Below are 17,510 nucleotides of genomic sequence, written 5' to 3' on the forward strand. Positions count from 1 at the left end.
CCGACCCTGACACGTGTGACGATCTACCGGCGAGGACCAGGACAGCAGGAGGAGAGGCCAGGTGACCCCTGACGAGGCCCGCGAGCTCCTCGGTGTCAGTGCAGCCGCGAGTCATGCTGAAGTGCGCGCGGCCTACCGTAGGCTCGCGAAGGAGTTGCGCCCAGACCTCGGGCGCAACGCCGCACTGTTCCGACTCGTAGTCGAAGCCCACTCGATCCTAACGACTGAACGAGACGCCACCTCGGACCGCGACGTGCGACCGTCGCCCACACGGCCGCCACGGCCGAGCACGTCCCAAGCTCCTCCCCCGCCGCCGCAAACCGGACCCTGTCGCGGAAGGCGAGATCCGAGCGGAGATTCGAGACGAGCCGCGGAGGCGCCCCTCATTCGTCCTTCCGCGTATCTCACGCGAACGTGGGAAGCACTGGTCAGATGCGCGCAGGCTCTACCCCTCCCCCGCACGCTTTACGGCGTCGCCGTGACGCTCGTCGGCTGGCTGATGACGTGCGCATTCGTCTCAGCCCTTGTGCGCGAGAGCGTCCCCAGTGCCGCAGTCGCTCCAGTCCGCGGAGTCGCCCTCGCCATCGTCATCGGCCTCCCCCTGACGCTGCTGGCCGTTCGCGTGCTCGCGGCAGCACGGACGAGACGGCAGCGCCGGGAGAGGCGCCCCGGAGTGTCGGAGTAACCGCGGTTACCCCGACATCCGGAGCTCTGCGCCTGATGCCCCTGAAGGCCTCGCCCTCCCTCAGGGGGTAACCGCGGTTACCCCCTGAGAACCGACCGCGGACGGACGGAGATGTGGGCGGGAACCGGTTCGGCGCGCGGTCGCCGTGAAGCGTGGCGGCAAGCCCCGTGACCACGGGGGAGGGGTAACCGCGGTTACCCCGACGAAGACCCGCGCGCCGCGAACGTCCGGGGGTGGAGCACCCATAGACTGCCCACGACCCCGAAGTACCGGCGCTCGCCGGGAAGTACACGGAGGTAGTGGCTGATGCCTACCCGAATCCATGTCGTCGCCAACCAGAAGGGCGGAGCGGGCAAGACGACGCTGGCGATGAACCTCGCCGCGGTCGCCTACGACGTCCTCGCTCGTCCGGAGCCGATACTGAGGCAGGCCGCTGAAGCGGTCGGAGATCCGGACAGTCCGGTCCTTGTCGCCTCGACCGACCCGCAGGCCTCGTCCCCGTGGTGGTCTGACCGTGTCCAGCGAAACGGAGGGCTTCCGTTCGACTTCACCGAGGTCGACCAGCCGGAGCAGCTGCAAGCGCTGCGCGGGCTGAGCTACGAGCACGTGTTCGTCGATACACCGGGCAGCTTGGAGAACGAGCACATCCTGGCGGCCGCGCTGGCGGTGTGTGACGACGTCATCGTGCCGATGCCGCCGGAGCCGCTGGCTTTCATCCCTACGGACACCACGATCAAGCAGGTGATCGAGCCGCGCGGGCTGCCATACCGGGTGGTGGTGAACAATTGGGACCCACGCGACGGGCGGATCGACCTCGATCAAACGGTCGAGTTCATCCAGGCCCGAGGCTGGCCTATGTGTTCCACGGTGGTGCGTCGCTACAAGGTGCACACTCGTGCGGCGGCTGAAGGGCGTGTGGTCACGCAGTACCCGAAGAACCGGGTCTCGATGGAGGCGCGGGAGGACTTCTTCCGGCTGGCCCTCGAGTTGGGTTACGGGGGAAGCATGCCCGTCCCGTCGGCTTACGCCTCGCTCGACTCGACCGAGGCGATCTGATGGCGGGGAAGAGGGTCAGTCTCGCCGACCTCGCCACCGCGGACACGCAACAGTTCTCGCGCGTTCCCGCTGGGCTGGCGGTGACGCCTCCGCCGTCCGAGCGTGTGGCCTCGCTCGGTGATGTCGCACCCAACCCGGTGAACGCTCGGGTCTCGCATCTGCGCGATCCCGCCTCGGTTGGAAGTCTCGCCGACTCCATCGCCCGTAACGGGCAGCTCGAGCCGTGCACCGTCGTCACCAGCAAGGCCTTCACCGCGATCTTCCCCGAGCACTCGGAAGCCATCGGGACCTGCCGTTTCGTGCAGGTCTCGGGCGCGCGCCGCCGCGCCGCCCTGAAGCTGCTGGGACGCGACTCGATCAACGTCCATGTATTGGATGCGGTCGCGTCAAGCCGCGCGAGCTTCGTCTCGGCTGGGGCGGCGGAGAACATCGACCGCGAGAATTACGACGCGATCGAGGAAGCTCACGCCGTGGCCATGCTGGTCAAGGAGGCCGGGTCGCGCCAAGCAGCGGCGGAACAGCTGGACCGGACCACGACGTGGATCACCCAACGGACCAATCTGTTGAAGCTCTGCGACGAGCTGCAGACTGCGGTTCGTGACGCCCGCATCCCGCTGCGGATGGTCCGTCAGCTTCACAACGTGGATACTCCCGCGCAGCTCGCAGCGCTGTCCCGATGGCAGGCGACCGCCGCACGTCGTGACCAGGCCGATCAGGCCCTGCTGGACGGAGATGGGGAGAAGAGGGCGTCTACGGTGCCTCGACGGTCGCGAACCGCCGCCGCGGTGGCCAAGCTCGGAGGCACACCGGAGAAGATCGCTGCCGCGCTGCGCTCTGAGCTCTCCGCGGACGACCGCCGTGAGTTGGCGACGGCGCTTCTGCGCGACGACGAGGCCGGGAGTCCCACGTAGCGGAGTTGGTCCCGGCCCACCATCTGCGCGCCGGGACCAACCGCGGTGAATCAGGCGTGAGACGGCTTATCCTGTCGACGAGTCCGGAGAGCGGCCAGGTGCCTCTCGACAGCAGCACGAGCCGCCTGGCGGATCTGGTCGCTCCCTGAGACCGACGTTGAGGGAGTGGGGGAGGGGCTTTGGTGATCGATGCGAGCGGCGAGATAGTCGCCGCGGCGGCCAGCGACGGCTGCGGGCAAGTCTCGAACCCGCCCCTGCCATGGGCGCAGCCGGTACCCGATGACACGGAGCGGATCACTCGCGCCACGGAGTGCGTCCCCTCGTGAGATGTCGGGACGGTCTGGGTGGTGGTCGATCGCGTACAACAGCCCGATCACCGAGAATCCCTCGTCCCACCACTGCTTGAGCAGCGCCCGGGCACGCCACGAAGGGACCTGGGATCCCCCCCGGCGGTCTAGGCCTGTCCTTTGTAGTAGCAGCAGCGAAGCTGCTGTCCGTTGTTTTGGTGACTCGGGGATACGGAACGCAGGCCAGGGGGGTGCGGTTGGTCTTTCTAGCCGTCTGCCGCCGCGCAAGGGGTTACTACTCACGTAAGACATGGGGAGGTCGCCAGTTTCATCCACAGGCGACAGGACAGGGTCCGAGGCGTTGCCTAAGGGCTGGGGGAGAGGGCGATCGCTCACGAAGGCGTAGCTGGGTGCACGGTTGGTCTGGCTGCCCAGGAACTCCTTGGAAGCTCCAGGCTCGACCACGACCAAGAGGCCCACGTCCCGGGCCCAGGCGAGCACCCTGCTGACGGTTCGCGATGCTCGTGCTCCGGCAGCTCCCAGGTGTTCCGCGGTCAGGCCGGTGACCAGGCCGCTGTCCCAGTCCATGTGGAGGACCAGCCTGCGCAGGATCTGACTCCAGCTGCGTCGTTTGTCGCTGCGCCAGTCCTCGGCGTCGACGAGCTCGGCGACCCGGGCGAGTGCGGAGGGCTGGGACGTGACGACGTGCCAGCCGGACTCGATGAAGTTGCGCCACCCGGGGTGCGGTGTGAAGCCACCCTTGTCGACCCTGGCACGCGCGCGGACACGGCCGCGGGCTCGGGCGCGCGACGCTGCGCGAGCTGACGCTTGAGGGCGGGTGCCCGGCCGGGTCGTAGACGGCTGAGAGGATGGGTGTGCCCGGGCCGCACGTCCACGTGGAACGCGTGACCCGAACGGCCGATCCGGCTGGACTCGCCCGAACGTGCACGGGTCGACCTCAGCGGTCGGAGAGGTGCGATGCAGAAGGCAGCGGTCATCATCACCAGCGGAAACGAGGGTGAAAGCGCCCTGCTCATGGCAGGGCAAGCACCATCCCGTGGCTTCGTGGGATTGAACAGCATCGTGTCGGGCTCGCGCACGATGCTGCCCAAGAGGTATCTTGGACACGCGAAAGCGCCCCTTTGCTGGCAAGCGGGGGTTTGGCCCGGCCTCGGCCGGGTGTCGCGTCGAACGGGAGTCGCGTCCCGGTCGGCGGTTAGCTAGACGAGGCGACCTCTTGGCAGGAGGTCGCCTCGTTCTGCGTTAGGAGGCCTTCGTCAGCGGCAGCTCCTCCTGAACAGGAGGAGGCAACGGGGTCGGCAGCGCCTCAGGGTGGCTGAAAGCGATCTGCACGAGGTAGGCGAGTGTGTCCGAATAGGTCCACTCGAGCGAGTCCGCCAGGTCCCGCACCCGCTTCCCATCCGTGAGCGAAAGTCGGGTCACCATGAGGTCGCGGGGGCCCTTGGAGGGCCTGCCGCCTCGTGCTTCCCGTTTAGCCATGCGCGCGATCATCGCCCAGTTTCTGATACAGGTCACGCGACACGCCGGTCCGCGCAAGCAGTTTCTGATACGAACCAACCCGAGTGGGTGATCCCGAACCGCTCCCGCGACGGGCGTAGGCGTTGCACACCAGGGGGAGTCGCGCGTCCGCTACTCGAAGATGCGGCCCTCGTGCTCACGGGCAAGGAGTTCGACGAGCTCCGTCGCCTGAGACTCTTTAACCGTTGCAGCCCAATAGATCTCATGGCGATGACGGTAGGCGCGTACACGATCAACCTCGCCTTCGCGGACCTCGGCGGCCTCGAGCTCGATGACCACGATGGACTCGTCATCGACGCCGTCGAGTCTCTCGAAGAGATCGAAGCTGACGCCGAAGCGGCTGGGCATGTCGGTGTCGAGGGGGATCACGCCCAGCTCGACAGTGGGCAGCCGGGATAGGTCCGCCAGCCGCCGTAGCTGCTCGGCCATGATCGCGGAGCTGCCCAATCGTTGTCGCAGAACGGCTTCCGTGACGATGACCCGGAGGTGCGTGTCCCGCTGATACAGCAGTCTCTGCCGCTCTATGCGAGTTCGCACTGCGTCCCCCAGCGCGTCTCTGTCGAGGCCGACGACCGTTTCCAGGAGGTAGCTGGTGTAGGCCGCGGTCTGTAGCAGACCGGGGATCAGCGCGTTCTGGAAGGTGAGCACCTGGCGGGCGCTGCGTTCGAGATCGGCGTAGTCGCGTTGATGGGCCTTCCAGCCGCGGGAGTGCAGGTCGCGCCAGGTCGACAGTTCGGAGTTCTGGCCGGCGAGCCGGCGGAGCTCGGCGGCGACGTCGCTCGGGGCCTCGGTGGCGGTGAGCCAACGCTCGATGAGCTCACTGTCGGCGCTGCGCTTACCGGCCTCCAGGCGGCTTACGGAGGTCTGCGAGATGTCGAGCGCGGCGGCCAGCTCGGCGCCGGTCAGCCCGGCTGCCTTTCGGACACCGCGTAGTCCGGCGCCGAGCTTCTCGCGGACGAGCAGGCCGCTCAATCAGGTCTCCAGTCGAGGTCGGTCAGCTTTGAATCGCAGGGATCTGCAGCCCGGGGGGTGGGCCGATGGGGGAGTCGACCCGCTGACGGGGGATGTCGTCGAGGTCGTACTGGGAGAGTGGGGTCGCCCGGTCTTGGAGCAGCCGGCGGATCTCGACGAACGGCGCGACGTCCTCGACTTGTTCCGCACCGAGGAAGGCGCCCTCGGCGTCGAAGAGCTGGACGAAGACCGTCTCGTCGTCGAACAGCCAGAAGTCCGGTACCCGATCCCACTCCGGCGCGAGCAGCGCTCGCTCGATCACCGCCACGTCTTCGCCCGCACGGACGTTGTCGGGGTAGGCGGCGAACTCGAAGCGGGTGTAGTCGGTGAGGGGATGACCGACGACGCGAACGCGCCCGATCCGGGCCTGCCGAGCCCGGATGTCCTCCACGGTCGCGATCCACCCGTTGTTCTCGCGGGTCTTGCGCGGCAGGACCCCACCGCGCAGGAACGTGGCGAGGCGTTCCTCTTCGCCGGTCACTGCGTAGGTGTCGCGACCTTCGTAGCGCCACGCCGTGTGTCGGAACGTCCCGTACATCTGGGCCAGAGTCGTCATGCGCGCGCCAGCTCGATCTCGATCAGGCCTTCGTTCCGCGGCAGGGAGATGCCCGGTAGCTCGGTTTCACGCCCGTCGACCAGGACCCACCCGGGGCCGTCGGGTGTGGCCGGGCCAGCCCAGGTGTCGTCGCCTTCGGCGCGGGCGTGTCGCTGCAGCACGTCGACGGACACGCGGAGGCGTCCAGCGATAGCCGTGCGATAGCCCTGCACCACCACGGTGCCCTCCTTCCGGATGTAGGTCGTCGGGCAGTTCCCGCCCTCGCAGTCGACCGTCTCCGCAACCACTCGGAACTCCATGCTGCCTCCCGAACTTGCCGAATATTCCCAGATCCCGGCATCCACGCTACCGCCGGGGGTCGGCGTGTCGGAAGGCTCTACAAGGCTCCGACGTTCCGATCTACTGCCAACGTCGGTCCTGGGAGCTGCGGGTAACGCTACCACGGCTTGCAAATTCCGGAATATTCCGCCAGTCTGACGGAGCTCGATCTTGAATTCGGGTGCTCCGGCAGGTGTCTCACCACCTGCCGGAGCGGTGGATCGCGACACCCAACCGTCATGACCAGGAGGAACGATCCGTGTCCATGTTCTCGCGCCCTCGGCGGGCGCCGTTCACCGAGTGCGGCTGGACGCCGGCGGTGGCCAGTGGATGTCTACTGGCCGTCGGCGCCACGTTGTGCCAGCTCTTCCCCACAGTGGCTGCAGTCGTGGCAATCGGCGCGATAGCTCTCATCGCCGCCGGGCTGGCAGCCCGGTTGATTGCACGCGAGCTGCGGGTCCGTGGACGGCTCGCCGCGGCCAACAGTCAACTCGCGGCTGAAGACGCCACCGCGCCCCAACGCGAGCCGAGCTCGGCGAGCGTGGCGGAGGCTGCGTGATGGCCGGTCGTACGCCGCGCATCCTGACCACGGCCGTCGCCGACGCCGAGGCTCGTGTCTCGCACGAGATCGCGGAGGAGGATCTGCTCGCAGGCACGTCACTGGGCCGGTACCGCGCACTGTGCGGGGAGACGATCTTTCCCGCCGCGCTCGGGGAGTCCGCCCGAGCGATCTGCGCAGGCTGCGCCGCCGCTCGCCTGCAGCCCGAGCTCCCGCAGATACAGGACTGCTCGCGTGCTGCTCGCCGTGGAATCGCCGGCGTCCTGCGCGAATGCGTCGGGGTCGCCCGCTGTGCCCTGCAGACCTCCGTGACCACGGCATGAACGCCGGCCGCATTCCACCGAGGAGAGCAGCCATGTCTCAGATGCCCACCGGTCCGCTTCAGGCTTGGCTCGGCGACCGGACATCTCCGGCCCGGTCCTTCGACGACTCTGCGGCCGATCGTCCGACACTCGCCCCGGTCGACACCACCCTCGAGCTCAATGACGGCGCGGCGGCGCCGACGACCGCTCCGCCCGCGGCGCCGCTGCCGCCGCTCCAGGATGCGGAGCGGGAGAAGCTCGACAAGCTGGAGCGCCGCCTGACGCTGCTGCGTGGGAAGGCAGCGCTCCAGCGGGACCCTGCCTGGCTCCATGTGCTCTCGCCGGTGGAAGCTGGACAGGAGCGCTGGGCGGCGCTCCGGATCCGTGGGATGCAGCGCCGCCAGCAGGTCGCGGCAGCCACTGCGGCGGTGCGGTTCTCCGCTCGCGAGCGCCGTGGTGATCAGGAGATCGCGCGGCTCGACCTGGCCGACCGGTTGTGGCAGCGCCGGGCGCTCGCCCGCCGCGCTCGGCTCCTCGACCCGGTATCGAAGCTGGCCTCCCAACAGCGCACAGCCCGCCAGATCGGTGCCGCGCTGTTCCTCGCCACGATCGCCAGCCTGGTCTGGACCTCCGTCGGTGTGCACGACGCCCTGGTCGGGCCCGACGGTTCGCCGCTGGCCTACCTGGTCGAGGGCTTGTTCGCCGTGCCGCTGCTGGTGCTGATGGGGCTCCGTGCCCGTGCTGCGCTGTGGGGCCGCTCCTTCCCGGCGGCAACCGCGCGCCGCAGGATCGCGTGGCTCGAGGGGGTGCTGCTGTTCTCCTCCATCGCGATCAACACCACTCCGGTCCTACCTGTCGTGGGGGAGTGGCGGTCGGTGACCACCCTGCTGGCGCATGCGGGTCCGCCTGTGCTCGTACTGGTGCTGGTGTGGCTACAGGCCACGACCAGCGCCTACTTCGCGCAGCTGCTCGCCGACGCCCACGTCGACGTCCTCGACAACGGAGGTACCCGGCTGTCCTCGGACGCCTTCAACGTGATGACGCTGGTCAAGAAGATCCAGGCCGCGCGCTCCGCCGGGGAGCTGCCGGACTGGGAGAGCACCGGGCTGCCCAGCGTCTCGGCCATCGCCCGTTACTTCACCTGCGAGAAGCGCCGTGCGCAGGAGGCGCATGACGCGCTGGAGCTGCTGAACCTGCACACCCGGTCTGAGCACGCCGTCTCCAGCGGTGAGGCTGCTCCGATGCTCGGGAAGGCCGGCTGATGGATCGTGTGAAGACTCCACCCGCCACAGCCGTGCCCTCCGGATCCCGGCGGTGGACCCGCCGGGACGGCGTGGCCGCCGCACTACTGGCGACTGCGGCGTGGGCGTTCATCCAGCCCTGGACCGTCATGGTGGTCCTTTTGCTGCTGGTGATCGCCCTGACCGGTATCTGGGGTCTGCGCCGCCACCCGACTCTGCGGCTTCGACGCCGGATCGGTGTCGACGGTTTCCTCGACCTGCACCAGTACCGGACCGCCGCCGGACGCCGCGGAGCCCGCGGGGGCACCAGCGTGGGGCGGCTGGTGTCCGGGACGGCCCTGCTGTTCGGGCGCCGGGTCTATACCCCGCATCGCCGGGGAGTGTTGGTCGTCGGCCCGCAGGGAGCGGGGAAGAGCTCGCTTCTCGTCGACCCGATCCGCCACTTCCCTGGACCCGCGTACGTCACCAGCACGAAGACCGAGCTCGCCGATCTCACCGCCGCCACCCGCGCGCTCGCCGGCCCGGTGCACGTGTTCAATCCGACCGGGCTCGGCGGGGTGGCCTCGACCCTGCGTTGGGACCCGGTCGCCGGGTGCCGGGATCCGGCCGTCGCCGACGCCCGGGCGCGGGCGCTCGTGCGTGGGGGCGGGGGCGCCACCGGCACCCAGAACGCCGACTTCTGGGCGGCCAAGGCCTCGGAGATCCTGCGCTGCTACCTGCTCACCGCGGCTCTGACCGGGCAGACGATGAGCGCCGTCATGTCCTGGGCCCTGCATCCCGACGACACCACCCCCGCGAGCACGCTGGCGCAGTGGGGGCCGCACGTGCCCGCGGGTTGGCTGGGCACGCTGCAGCAGAACCTCTCCGCCGCCCCCAACACCCGCTCCGGCTACTTCGCCGCCCTCGGCCCGGCCGTGGCGTTCATGGACAACCCGACCGTCGCCGCCTGCTGTCGCCCCGGCCCTGACGAGAGCTTCGACATCGCCGGGTTCCTCCGCGACAACGGCACCGTCTACGTCGTCGCCGGCGACTCCGACCAGCGGCTCGCGCCGCTCTTGACCGCCTTCACCGAGGCCGTGTTCGCCACGGCCAAGCAGGTCGCCGCCGCTCGCCCCGGCGGGCACCTCGACCCCCCGCTGGGGCTGTTCCTCGACGAGATCGCCAACATCACCCCCGTGCCGCTCGACAACTGGGCCGCGGACTCGCGCGGCTGGGGGATCGAGGTCTGGGCCGTGGTCCAGGACCTCGCCCAGCTGGAGACCCGGTGGGGAGCCAGCCGCGCGAAGACCATCTTCGCGAACCTGCCCACCAAGATCGTCCTGCCCGGCGTGGTATCGCGGACAGACCTCGAGCATCTCGCGTTCCTCGCCGGCACCCGCACCATCACCCAGACCAGCCGGGGTCGCAGCGACTCCGGCGACGGCCGCACCAGCCGCTCGTCGAACACCAGCACCGCGCTGGAACCGGTGATCAACGGCCCGACCATCCACGCGCTGCCCCGTTGGCACGCCTACGTCCTCGGCCTCGGTCCTAAGCCGGCGATCATCCGCTTCCGCCCCGGCTGGCGCGGCGGCCGCCAGACCCCGCTCGACCAGGTTCTCGCCCACGCCGGCCTGGGCTCCATACAGACGACGCCGGGCCCGGCACTCACCTCGGTGCCGGAAGCGGTGGAGGATGCTGCCTGATGAACGACTCCACCCCGCCCGGGCACGACTCGCAGCGCGACGGCTCCGAACCGGAGCCCGACACCGCAGCCGGTGGCCGTTCCGCCCCCGACGGTGGCCCGCTCAACCCGACCCCGAGTGCGGCCGCGGCCGCGGCGCTGCTCGAGGTCCGGCGGATGCGGGACCGGCTGACCGACCTCAGCGGAACACTCGACCGTCTGCGAGACCTGCCTGGGCGCGTGGCGGAGTACACCGAGCATCACCAGCAGCTCGCCGCGGCCGTCTCCGAGGACCTCGCCCCCGGCCTCGCCGCCCTGCGCCAGTTCACCGAGGCCGAGTTCGACCGCCAGCAGGCGCAGCTCGAAGAGGTCCTCGCCGAGCTGCGCCGCGAACGCAATTCGCCCGTCGACTGGCCCGCACTCACCGCCGAGCAGGCAGAGCAGCAGTGGCCGGTCCTGGGCCGCTGGATCGCCGAGGTCCTCGTGCCCTGGTACGAGATCACCCGCGACGAGCTCCCCGACTGCTGGCCGCTGCACCGCCCCGCCCTCGTCGAGCTGTCCTGGCTACGCAGCGCCCACGTCCAGGCGTACCTGCGTTCCTCCCCGCCCAGCGTGGCAGGGGAGTGGCACCAACGCTGGCGTCCCGGGGTCGTCGAGCGCCTGCGCACCGTCATCGACCGCAACCTCTGCGGCCCCGGGTTCCACCTCGTCGCCGAGGCCGACCGACAGGTCCCGCGCCTCCCGCCGAGTCCCGGCGGCCGGGTGCCGATGTCGCCCGGCCGTCAGCTAGCGATGGCCCAGCACTGGCAGGCCAACTACGACCACGCGTTCCAGCAGGACCTCGCATGGCGTCATCAGCGCGAAGACGGCTGACACAGAGCCGGATGCCTGCCTGGGAGTTCGGGGCGTAGCTCTCCCCACCCCACGGAGTGCACCCGTGTGGCCGGCGGTGATCCCCGGTGACCGACTCGGCTCGCGGGAAGGTCGACGACGTCGCCCACCTACCGGGGTCGCCCGCTGCTGGTTGCGTCGCCAACCGAGCACGGACCGAGTCATCCGGACGGGCGCTGTGACGCGCCGACCGGGCGCCCGACCACCTGCCGGCCGAGCCTCTCGTCACGGGGAGCCCGGTCGGGGTGTCCGAATCCGATCTGAAGCAGCCAGTGCTCGTAGCGCTCGAGCAGGATGCAGCCGATCAGGATGGCGCCGGGTACCACGAAGGCTATCCACATGAGACGGCTGTACCCGGTGGAGAACGGCAGTGTGCTAGCCGGTGTGGAACGCCAGCCGATCGTGTCGCAGTGGGACCTGCCGTGGCAGAGCGGGGTGGTCGACGGCGGCAGAGGGCCCTCTCCGCCGTGTTGGGCGAGTTCCCCTTCGATGCGCAGCTCCGTGGTCGGGAACGTCCGGCCCCAACCCGCGGCCACGCCGTGGACCAAAGGCTCGCCGCTCCGTCGCAGAGCGCGAGGTGCGTGTTCTTCGCCTGTCGCTCTTGCTGGTCGCCGTAGGGTTCGGCCCATGCCAGACCGACCCGAGCTGCTGCAGCAGCACTGCGTACGCTGCGGCGCACGCTGGGCGGGCATGGACCGTGCCCACTGCCGGACGTGCTGTCACACCTTCGATGACACGGACCTGTTTGACGCGCACCGCCGCGCGGGGACCTGCCTCGCCGGGAGCGACCTCGACCTCGTGCAGACGAAGAACGGCATCTGGGTCCGGCTACTCGAGTCCGCCTGAGGACCGAACCCGATGGCGAGCCGACACCGCCACCGCGGTAGCCGGCGAGTGCGACCCCCGGTCGGCCCCGACAGGCCGCGGCGATGGACAGGCGCCGGCGATAGGCGGGCGCGCCGCGGGGAACCGGCCCGGGTCAGCCCGCTCGTCGAGCGCCTGCCCGAGGGCTGGGCGACCCCGCGTCGGAAAGGCGGGCGGCACGCTGTCCGGCGGCGAGCACCAGCGGGTGGGCGCTTCGCCGACTTCTGGCAGCGTCAGGCCGCCGCTGGCGGCTGGCGGCTGGCGGCTGGCGGCTGGCGGCTGGCGGCTGGCGGCTCAGAATCCCTCCCGTGGAGGCCGTGTGGCCCGTCCAGCCCTGCAGCCGGTCGCATCCGACCGTTGCGTGCGTGATCCCTAGACCAGCGGGTTGCGATAATCTGCAGTGCCCGCTATAAATATGTGCGTCACCTCTGGTAAGCAGCACCACGAGAGGAGAGATCACGATGCTGCTGAACTACGAGCCCTTCACCGACGCCGCCCGACTCTTGGACAGGGTGGCGACACAGGTCGGTGTGCCAGGTGGCATGCCGATGGACATCCAGCGGCTCGACGACCACTTCGTGGCGGCGTTCGATCTGCCCGGCGTCGACCCCGGATCCATCGACGTCACCGTCGAGAGCAACGCGCTGACCGTGCGCGCCGAGCGCAGCACCCCGCACGAGGGCGGGGAATGGCTGACCCGAGAGCGTCCCCGCGGCTCGTTCGGCCGCCGCCTCATGCTCGGCCGCGACCTCGACACCGAGCGCCTCACCGCGACCTACCGCGACGGGGTCCTCACGATCACCATCCCGGTCACCGCACGGGCCAAGCCACGACGAGTCGAGATCAGCCACCCCCACACCGGCCGCACCACCCTCGCCGCGGACCCGGCGCAGGACGGGATCGAGCAGCCCGAGCTGACCTCGAGCACCTGAGCCATGCTCACGCCCGGCCGACCGGCCCGCACGCAGCGCCGAAAGGTCGAGGACCAGCAGGGGACCACCAGCACCACGGGAGGACTATGACGAGACCGGAGACCGAGAACCCTTGACCGACAACCTGCGCAGGCTGGACGACGAGGACTACCCGGCCATCTCGATGGGACAGGCCGCCGAGCTCCTCGCCGTCCAGCCTGCCTTCCTGCGTAGCCTCGACACCGCCGGGGCCCTCCACCCCCACCGCACCGACGGCGGACACCGCCGCTACTCCCGACGTCAGCTACGTACGGCGGCACGACTGCGCGAGCTCCTCGACACCGGCCACCCCCTGATCTCCGCCCAGACCATCCTCGACCTCGAGGACCGCCTCGACGACACCACTGCGGCACGGCAGCGCGCTGACGATGCCCGAGACCACGCCACCACCGAGCTCGACACCACCCGCGCCACCCTCCACACCCGCACCGAGGAGCTCGCCGCCGCGCACCACCAGATCGATGCACTCAACAGCCGCATCCGCGAGCCGCGCTGAAGCCACACCGAGCCTGCGCGACGACCAGAATGAGTCCGGCGCGGACCGGGCATAGGGTCTGTCTCGTGATCGGTGTTTCCGGCGTCGTGTTCAGTAGGTCTCGGCTCCCGGCCAGCGGTCACCGAACGTGATGGCGAAGGCGTTGATCACAGGCTTCCAGCGCATCGTCCATCGGGCACGGCCTGTCCCGGTCGGGTCCAGGCTGCGGGTCACAAGATACAGGCACTTCATCGCGGCCTGCTCTGTCGGAAAGTGGCCTCGTGCTCGGACGGCCCGCCGGTAGCGGGCGTTGAGCGATTCGATCGCGTTCGTCGAGCAGATCACCTTCCGGATCTCGACGTCGTAGTCCAGGAACGGAATGAACTCCTCCCAGGCGTTGCGCCAGAGCCGGATCATCGCCCCGTACTTCCGACCCCATTTCTTCTCGAGTTCATCCAGGGCGACGAGCGCGGCGTTCGGGCCGGGTGCCGCATAGATCAGTTTGATGTCCCGTTTGACCGCATCCCAGTCCTGGCGGCCGACCAGACGGAAAGTGTTCCGGACCAGGTGCACGACACATGTCTGGACGATGGTCTGCGGCCACACGTTCGCCACGACCTCCGGGAGGCCTTTGAGGCCGTCGCAGACCAGGAACAGCACGTCGCGCACACCGCGGTTCTTCAGGTCCACGAGCACACTCATCCAGAACTTCGCGCCCTCGCCGCCCACGCCCATCCACAGACCCAGCACGTCTTTGCAGCCGTCCACGGTGACCCCGATGGCGGCGTAGACCGGCCGGTTGGCGACCTGCCCGTCCCGGACCTTCACGTGGATGGCGTCGATGAACACTGCCGCGTACACCGCGTCGAGCGGGCGGCCGGCCCAGTCGTTCATCTCGGCGACGACTTTGTCGGTGATCCGTGAGATCGTCTCTTTCGACACCGACGCCCCGTAGATGTCGGCGAAATGCGCGGAGATCTCCCCGGTGGTCATCCCCTTCGCGTACAGCGAGAGCACGATCTCATCCACATCAGTGAGGCGCCGTTGGCGCTTCTTCACGATCTGGGGCTCGAAGGTGCTCTCCCGATCCCGCGGCACGTCGATCTCGACTTCGCCGGCCGCGTCCGAGAGCACCGTCTTCGACCGTGACCCGTTCCGCACGTTCGTGGAATCCCGTTCCGGGACCGCTTGATTCTTGGCGTGCCCGAGGTGCTCGGTCATCTCCTCGTTCAACGCGGTTTCCAGCACATTCTTCGTGAACAGCTTCAGCAAGCCATCCGGGCCGGTCAACGCCAGCCCGCGGGCCTTCGCCTCGGCCACCATCGCCGCCGCAGCGGCCTGCTCCGGGGAGAGCTCCCTCGGCGGCTTGGACTCAACCTTGCGTGGACTCACAAGATCCGATGTCATCACTCACAGTGCCCATCCCGCCGGAACCCAGCCCGGCGTGTCGGGCCGAAAACACCGATCTTGAAACAGTCCCCGGGCATACAGAGAGCTATCGGCGTCCGACGGACCGGCGTCCGGAACCTCGCCGCCCTCGGAGGTCTGGGAGGTGTGGCAGGTCGATCAGTAGAAGTCCTGCCCAGCCCCTGTGCGGGGGCTCTGCTGGGCGCTCAGGGATCGTGCTCGATTCCGAGTTCCCGGCTGGGTCCTTCGATCTGTAGGGCGCGCTCGTGTTGGGCTGCTACTTCGAGTGTCGCGGTGGTGCGTTGTAGTTCGGGGTGGTCCAGGGTCGGGCCGAGGTAACGCCACGATCCCAGGTCTGGGGCGGCGACTTGCTGTGTGAGCCGTTCGGCGAGGGTCGCCATCTCCACTGGCCCGATCCCACCGGGCACGGGGGTGATCGCGCGGGGGAGGTGGGTGGCGCTGGGGTGCACGTCACCGATCACCCCGGAAGGGTGGGGGACGAATCCAGAGTCGATGACGAGTAAGTGCTCGCGGTGCAGGTGTTCTGCGGTGAGCAGGCCGCCGCGGCCGGTAGTGGAGATGACGACGTCGACGTCGCGTGCCTGACGCAGGTCGTCGCCTTGGTCGAGTTCGAGGGGGTGGTGGCCGGCCCGGCGCAGGAGGGTGGCCACTCCGGAGCCGACGAAGCCTCGGCTTCCGATGACGGCGCTCGTGGCTCCGTGTTCGAGGTAGGGAGCGGCGATGCGGGTGATGCCGTCCGCGGTCGCGCACGCCAGACGTGGGGAGTTGCTGCTCAGGGCGTCGATGTCCTTGTCGGGGGCGATGTGGTCCAGCAGCGGGACGAGGTGCCGCGGGGGCGGGGTCTGGACGATGACCGCCGCGATCTCCGGCGTCTCGTTGGCCTCGGTCAGCTGCTCGTCGAGTTCGGCCCACTCGGTGTCAGGGCCGAGGATCCGGATGTCCGCGCTCACGCCGAGCTGCTCGAAGGTGCGTTGTTTCTGCTCGGCGGAGACCTGGGAGGCGGCCATGCGGAGGGCCCAGTCGTCGGGGGCGCCGGATGCGGAGTCGAAGCGAAGGACGAGCGCGCGAGTGTGCTGGTCGGTGACGATCTGGCGGTAGGGCTGGTATGCCTGGACGACCTCGCGCAGAATAGCGCGGCCGGGTACGCGGTACTGCTCTGTGCTCATCCAGCCGCTCGTCCTTGAGGTGCTCAGCGAGCCGGAGGCCGCGGACCGGGCATCGGGGCGCTGTCCCAGGTCCACTGGCTCAGCAGGGCGTCCACGGGTTCGAGCTGGAGCAGGGCGCTGTACTCGGTGAGCTGGTGGGTGCTGAGCAGGTGGTGGTCGGTGGGCGTGGGGTCGAGGTAGTGCTCGCCGTCCCAGCGCAGGTCGATTTTCGTCAGTGTCTCGGGACCGGAGGGGTCGTAGCTGGAGAACTCGCCGTGGTGGGCGTACCAGACCACCGCCTGTGGGGGCACCGCGGCGGGGATCAGCTGTCGCAGCGCGGTGTTGGCCAGGGCGGCGAAGTCCGAGCCGATCTCGTGGCCCCGCGGGTTGTCGCGCAGCTCGCTGGCCACCACCGCTGTCGCCAGACCGGTGTCGGTGCGGATGGTGCGCAGCCGGACGAGGGTGCGGGCTCGGCCGCCGCGGCGGTGAGACCAGCTCAGCAGGGCGGTCGCAGCGGCGACGATCGGCGCGTGTGCGCTCGTCATCGGTGGCCTCCCGTCCTGGTCCCGGTACCGGTACCGGTACCGGCCCGAGTGTCGATCACTGCGGCTTCTGCGGGTGGACAGTAGCGGGCCAGGAACTCCAGCAGGGCCGTGTCGGCGTGCGGGCGGGCGATCAGCTGCAGCCCGACCGGTGTGCCGTCGCGGGTGAACCCGGCGGGGATGGAGGCGGCGGGGTGCCCGGTCAGGTTGAACGCCCAGGTCAGCGCGACGCTCAGATGCTCTCCCGGGCCGCCGTGGCCGTGCGGGCGCCCGGGCGTGGTGGGAGTGAGCAGCAAGTCGACGTCGGTGAACAGGTCGTCGAGCTTGGCCCGGTTCCGCGCGGTGTGCGCGTCACCCGCAGCGAGCTCCGCCGCCGAGGCGCCGGGGTCGCGGGCGGTGGTCCACGCGCGCTGTGGGTCGCTCAGCCACGGCCCTGCCGTCCCGTGCAGTAGGACGGGAAGGGCTCGGGCTCTGGCGTGCGCGATCGCGACGACCTCGTCGTCAAGCCAGGGCTCGGCGTAGCCGAGGTCGACCGACCACGCGGCGGTCCTGATCGGGTCCGCGGCCGGGAGCGGGTCGAGCGCCGCGGCGGCCCAGGCGCGCAGGAGGGCGGGGTCGCGGGACAGGGCACCCGGCACCGCCGGGGCTCGGCCGGGTCCTGAGGTGGGCTTGTATCCGTAGATGCCGCACCAGGCCGCGGGGATGCGCAACGAGCCGGCCCCGTCGCTGCCGGTGGCCAGGTCGACGATCCCCGCCGCCACGGCGGCAGCGGATCCTGCGGAGGAACCGCCGGGAGACAGGTCGGGCCGCCACGGGTTCCGAGTCGGGCCGCGGTCGGTGTACCCCCAGGTCTGATACCCCGCCCCGCGCGGCACGGAGGTGCCTCCGATCGGTACAGCACCGGCTCGCTGCAGACGGCGGGCCAGTGGGTTGCTCAGACCGCGGGCACCCTTCACTGCGATCGGCATCCCCGCCAGGCTGCCGTGCACATCCGCCCCGTACGCGACGTCGCGCGGAGCGATGTCGGTGACGAAAGCGCGTAGCCACGGGTCGATGCGGTGGGCGT

At 69.7% G+C, this 17,510-nt stretch carries 19 protein-coding genes; 11 read left to right on the forward strand and 8 right to left on the reverse strand.

Annotation, left to right across the window (positions count from 1 at the left end; translation table 11 throughout):
• Nucleotides 1–61: 61 nt before the first annotated feature.
• The 3 genes from L3X23_RS36535 (at nucleotide 62) to L3X23_RS01190 (ending at nucleotide 2,652) form a co-directional block, all read left to right on the forward strand.
• Nucleotides 62–685 carry a DnaJ domain-containing protein gene (locus tag L3X23_RS36535; protein WP_374204804.1) on the forward strand — a complete coding sequence of 208 codons (624 nt, stop codon included), beginning with the start codon at nucleotides 62–64 and terminating at the stop codon, nucleotides 683–685.
• A gap of 306 nt (nucleotides 686–991) precedes the next feature.
• Nucleotides 992–1,741 (forward strand): ParA family protein, encoded by a 750-nt coding sequence (locus tag L3X23_RS01185; RefSeq protein WP_237190064.1) that lies wholly within the window; start codon nucleotides 992–994, stop codon nucleotides 1,739–1,741.
• Entirely contained in the window at nucleotides 1,741–2,652 is a 912-nt protein-coding gene (locus L3X23_RS01190; protein WP_237190065.1) for a ParB N-terminal domain-containing protein, read from the forward strand. The genes L3X23_RS01185 and L3X23_RS01190 overlap by 1 nt, the downstream gene beginning before the upstream one ends.
• A gap of 1,550 nt (nucleotides 2,653–4,202) precedes the next feature.
• Here L3X23_RS01190 and L3X23_RS01195 read toward each other — a convergent pair.
• The 4 genes from L3X23_RS01195 to L3X23_RS01210 form a co-directional block, all read right to left on the reverse strand.
• The gene (locus L3X23_RS01195; RefSeq protein WP_237190066.1) at nucleotides 4,203–4,439 is read right to left on the reverse strand and encodes a hypothetical protein; all 237 of its coding nucleotides are present in this window, start codon (nucleotides 4,437–4,439) and stop codon (nucleotides 4,203–4,205) included.
• Between the two features lie 150 nt (nucleotides 4,440–4,589).
• The gene (locus L3X23_RS01200; RefSeq protein ID WP_237190067.1) at nucleotides 4,590–5,450 is read right to left on the reverse strand and encodes a helix-turn-helix transcriptional regulator; all 861 of its coding nucleotides are present in this window, start codon (nucleotides 5,448–5,450) and stop codon (nucleotides 4,590–4,592) included.
• A gap of 22 nt (nucleotides 5,451–5,472) precedes the next feature.
• Complete coding sequence (locus L3X23_RS01205; RefSeq protein WP_237190068.1) at nucleotides 5,473–6,045, reverse strand: DUF6879 family protein; 573 nt, start codon at nucleotides 6,043–6,045, stop codon at nucleotides 5,473–5,475.
• Nucleotides 6,042–6,344, reverse strand: a complete 303-nt coding sequence (locus L3X23_RS01210; protein WP_237190069.1) for a hypothetical protein — start codon at nucleotides 6,342–6,344, stop codon at nucleotides 6,042–6,044. The genes L3X23_RS01205 and L3X23_RS01210 overlap by 4 nt, the downstream gene beginning before the upstream one ends.
• 278 nt (nucleotides 6,345–6,622) lie before the next feature.
• Here L3X23_RS01210 and L3X23_RS01215 point away from each other — a divergent pair, with 278 nt between their 5' ends.
• The 8 genes from L3X23_RS01215 (at nucleotide 6,623) to L3X23_RS01250 (ending at nucleotide 13,350) form a co-directional block, all read left to right on the forward strand.
• On the forward strand, nucleotides 6,623–6,922 hold the full coding sequence (locus L3X23_RS01215) for a hypothetical protein (protein WP_237190070.1): 300 nt from the start codon (nucleotides 6,623–6,625) through the stop codon (nucleotides 6,920–6,922).
• A complete protein-coding gene (locus L3X23_RS01220; protein WP_237190071.1) occupies nucleotides 6,922–7,245 on the forward strand; it encodes a hypothetical protein in 324 nt (107 codons plus the stop codon). The genes L3X23_RS01215 and L3X23_RS01220 overlap by 1 nt, the downstream gene beginning before the upstream one ends.
• Nucleotides 7,242–8,486 (forward strand): hypothetical protein, encoded by a 1,245-nt coding sequence (locus tag L3X23_RS01225; RefSeq protein ID WP_237190072.1) that lies wholly within the window; start codon nucleotides 7,242–7,244, stop codon nucleotides 8,484–8,486. The genes L3X23_RS01220 and L3X23_RS01225 overlap by 4 nt, the downstream gene beginning before the upstream one ends.
• A gap of 32 nt (nucleotides 8,487–8,518) precedes the next feature.
• Entirely contained in the window at nucleotides 8,519–10,150 is a 1,632-nt protein-coding gene (locus tag L3X23_RS01230) for a type IV secretory system conjugative DNA transfer family protein (RefSeq protein ID WP_237190073.1), read from the forward strand.
• Nucleotides 10,150–11,001, forward strand: a complete 852-nt coding sequence (locus L3X23_RS01235; protein WP_237190074.1) for a hypothetical protein — start codon at nucleotides 10,150–10,152, stop codon at nucleotides 10,999–11,001. Before L3X23_RS01230 ends, L3X23_RS01235 begins: the two co-directional genes overlap by 1 nt.
• A 645-nt stretch (nucleotides 11,002–11,646) precedes the next feature.
• Nucleotides 11,647–11,865: a hypothetical protein gene (locus L3X23_RS01240; protein ID WP_237190075.1), complete on the forward strand. Its 219-nt coding sequence runs from the start codon at nucleotides 11,647–11,649 to the stop codon at nucleotides 11,863–11,865.
• 479 nt (nucleotides 11,866–12,344) lie between these two features.
• A complete protein-coding gene (locus L3X23_RS01245; RefSeq protein WP_237190076.1) occupies nucleotides 12,345–12,815 on the forward strand; it encodes an Hsp20/alpha crystallin family protein in 471 nt (156 codons plus the stop codon).
• A gap of 112 nt (nucleotides 12,816–12,927) precedes the next feature.
• Complete coding sequence (locus L3X23_RS01250; RefSeq protein ID WP_308116850.1) at nucleotides 12,928–13,350, forward strand: helix-turn-helix domain-containing protein; 423 nt, start codon at nucleotides 12,928–12,930, stop codon at nucleotides 13,348–13,350.
• 90 nt (nucleotides 13,351–13,440) lie between these two features.
• Here the strand turns inward: L3X23_RS01250 and L3X23_RS01255 are convergent, their stop codons facing one another.
• The 4 genes from L3X23_RS01255 to L3X23_RS35830 form a co-directional block, all read right to left on the reverse strand.
• The gene (locus tag L3X23_RS01255) at nucleotides 13,441–14,721 is read right to left on the reverse strand and encodes an IS256 family transposase (RefSeq protein WP_308116851.1); all 1,281 of its coding nucleotides are present in this window, start codon (nucleotides 14,719–14,721) and stop codon (nucleotides 13,441–13,443) included.
• A 221-nt stretch (nucleotides 14,722–14,942) separates the two neighbouring features.
• Nucleotides 14,943–15,923 (reverse strand): tetrahydrofolate dehydrogenase/cyclohydrolase catalytic domain-containing protein, encoded by a 981-nt coding sequence (locus L3X23_RS01260; protein WP_237190077.1) that lies wholly within the window; start codon nucleotides 15,921–15,923, stop codon nucleotides 14,943–14,945.
• Nucleotides 15,924–15,946: 23 nt separating this feature from the next.
• Nucleotides 15,947–16,447, reverse strand: coding sequence for a hypothetical protein (locus tag L3X23_RS01265; protein WP_237190078.1), 501 nt, complete (start codon nucleotides 16,445–16,447; stop codon nucleotides 15,947–15,949).
• Complete coding sequence (locus L3X23_RS35830; protein ID WP_305080920.1) at nucleotides 16,444–17,412, reverse strand: amidase family protein; 969 nt, start codon at nucleotides 17,410–17,412, stop codon at nucleotides 16,444–16,446. Before L3X23_RS35830 ends, L3X23_RS01265 begins: the two co-directional genes overlap by 4 nt.
• Nucleotides 17,413–17,510 lie beyond the last annotated feature (98 nt).

The organism is Pseudonocardia sp. WMMC193 (genome assembly GCF_021728735.1).
Classification (GTDB): domain Bacteria; phylum Actinomycetota; class Actinomycetes; order Mycobacteriales; family Pseudonocardiaceae; genus Pseudonocardia; species Pseudonocardia oroxyli.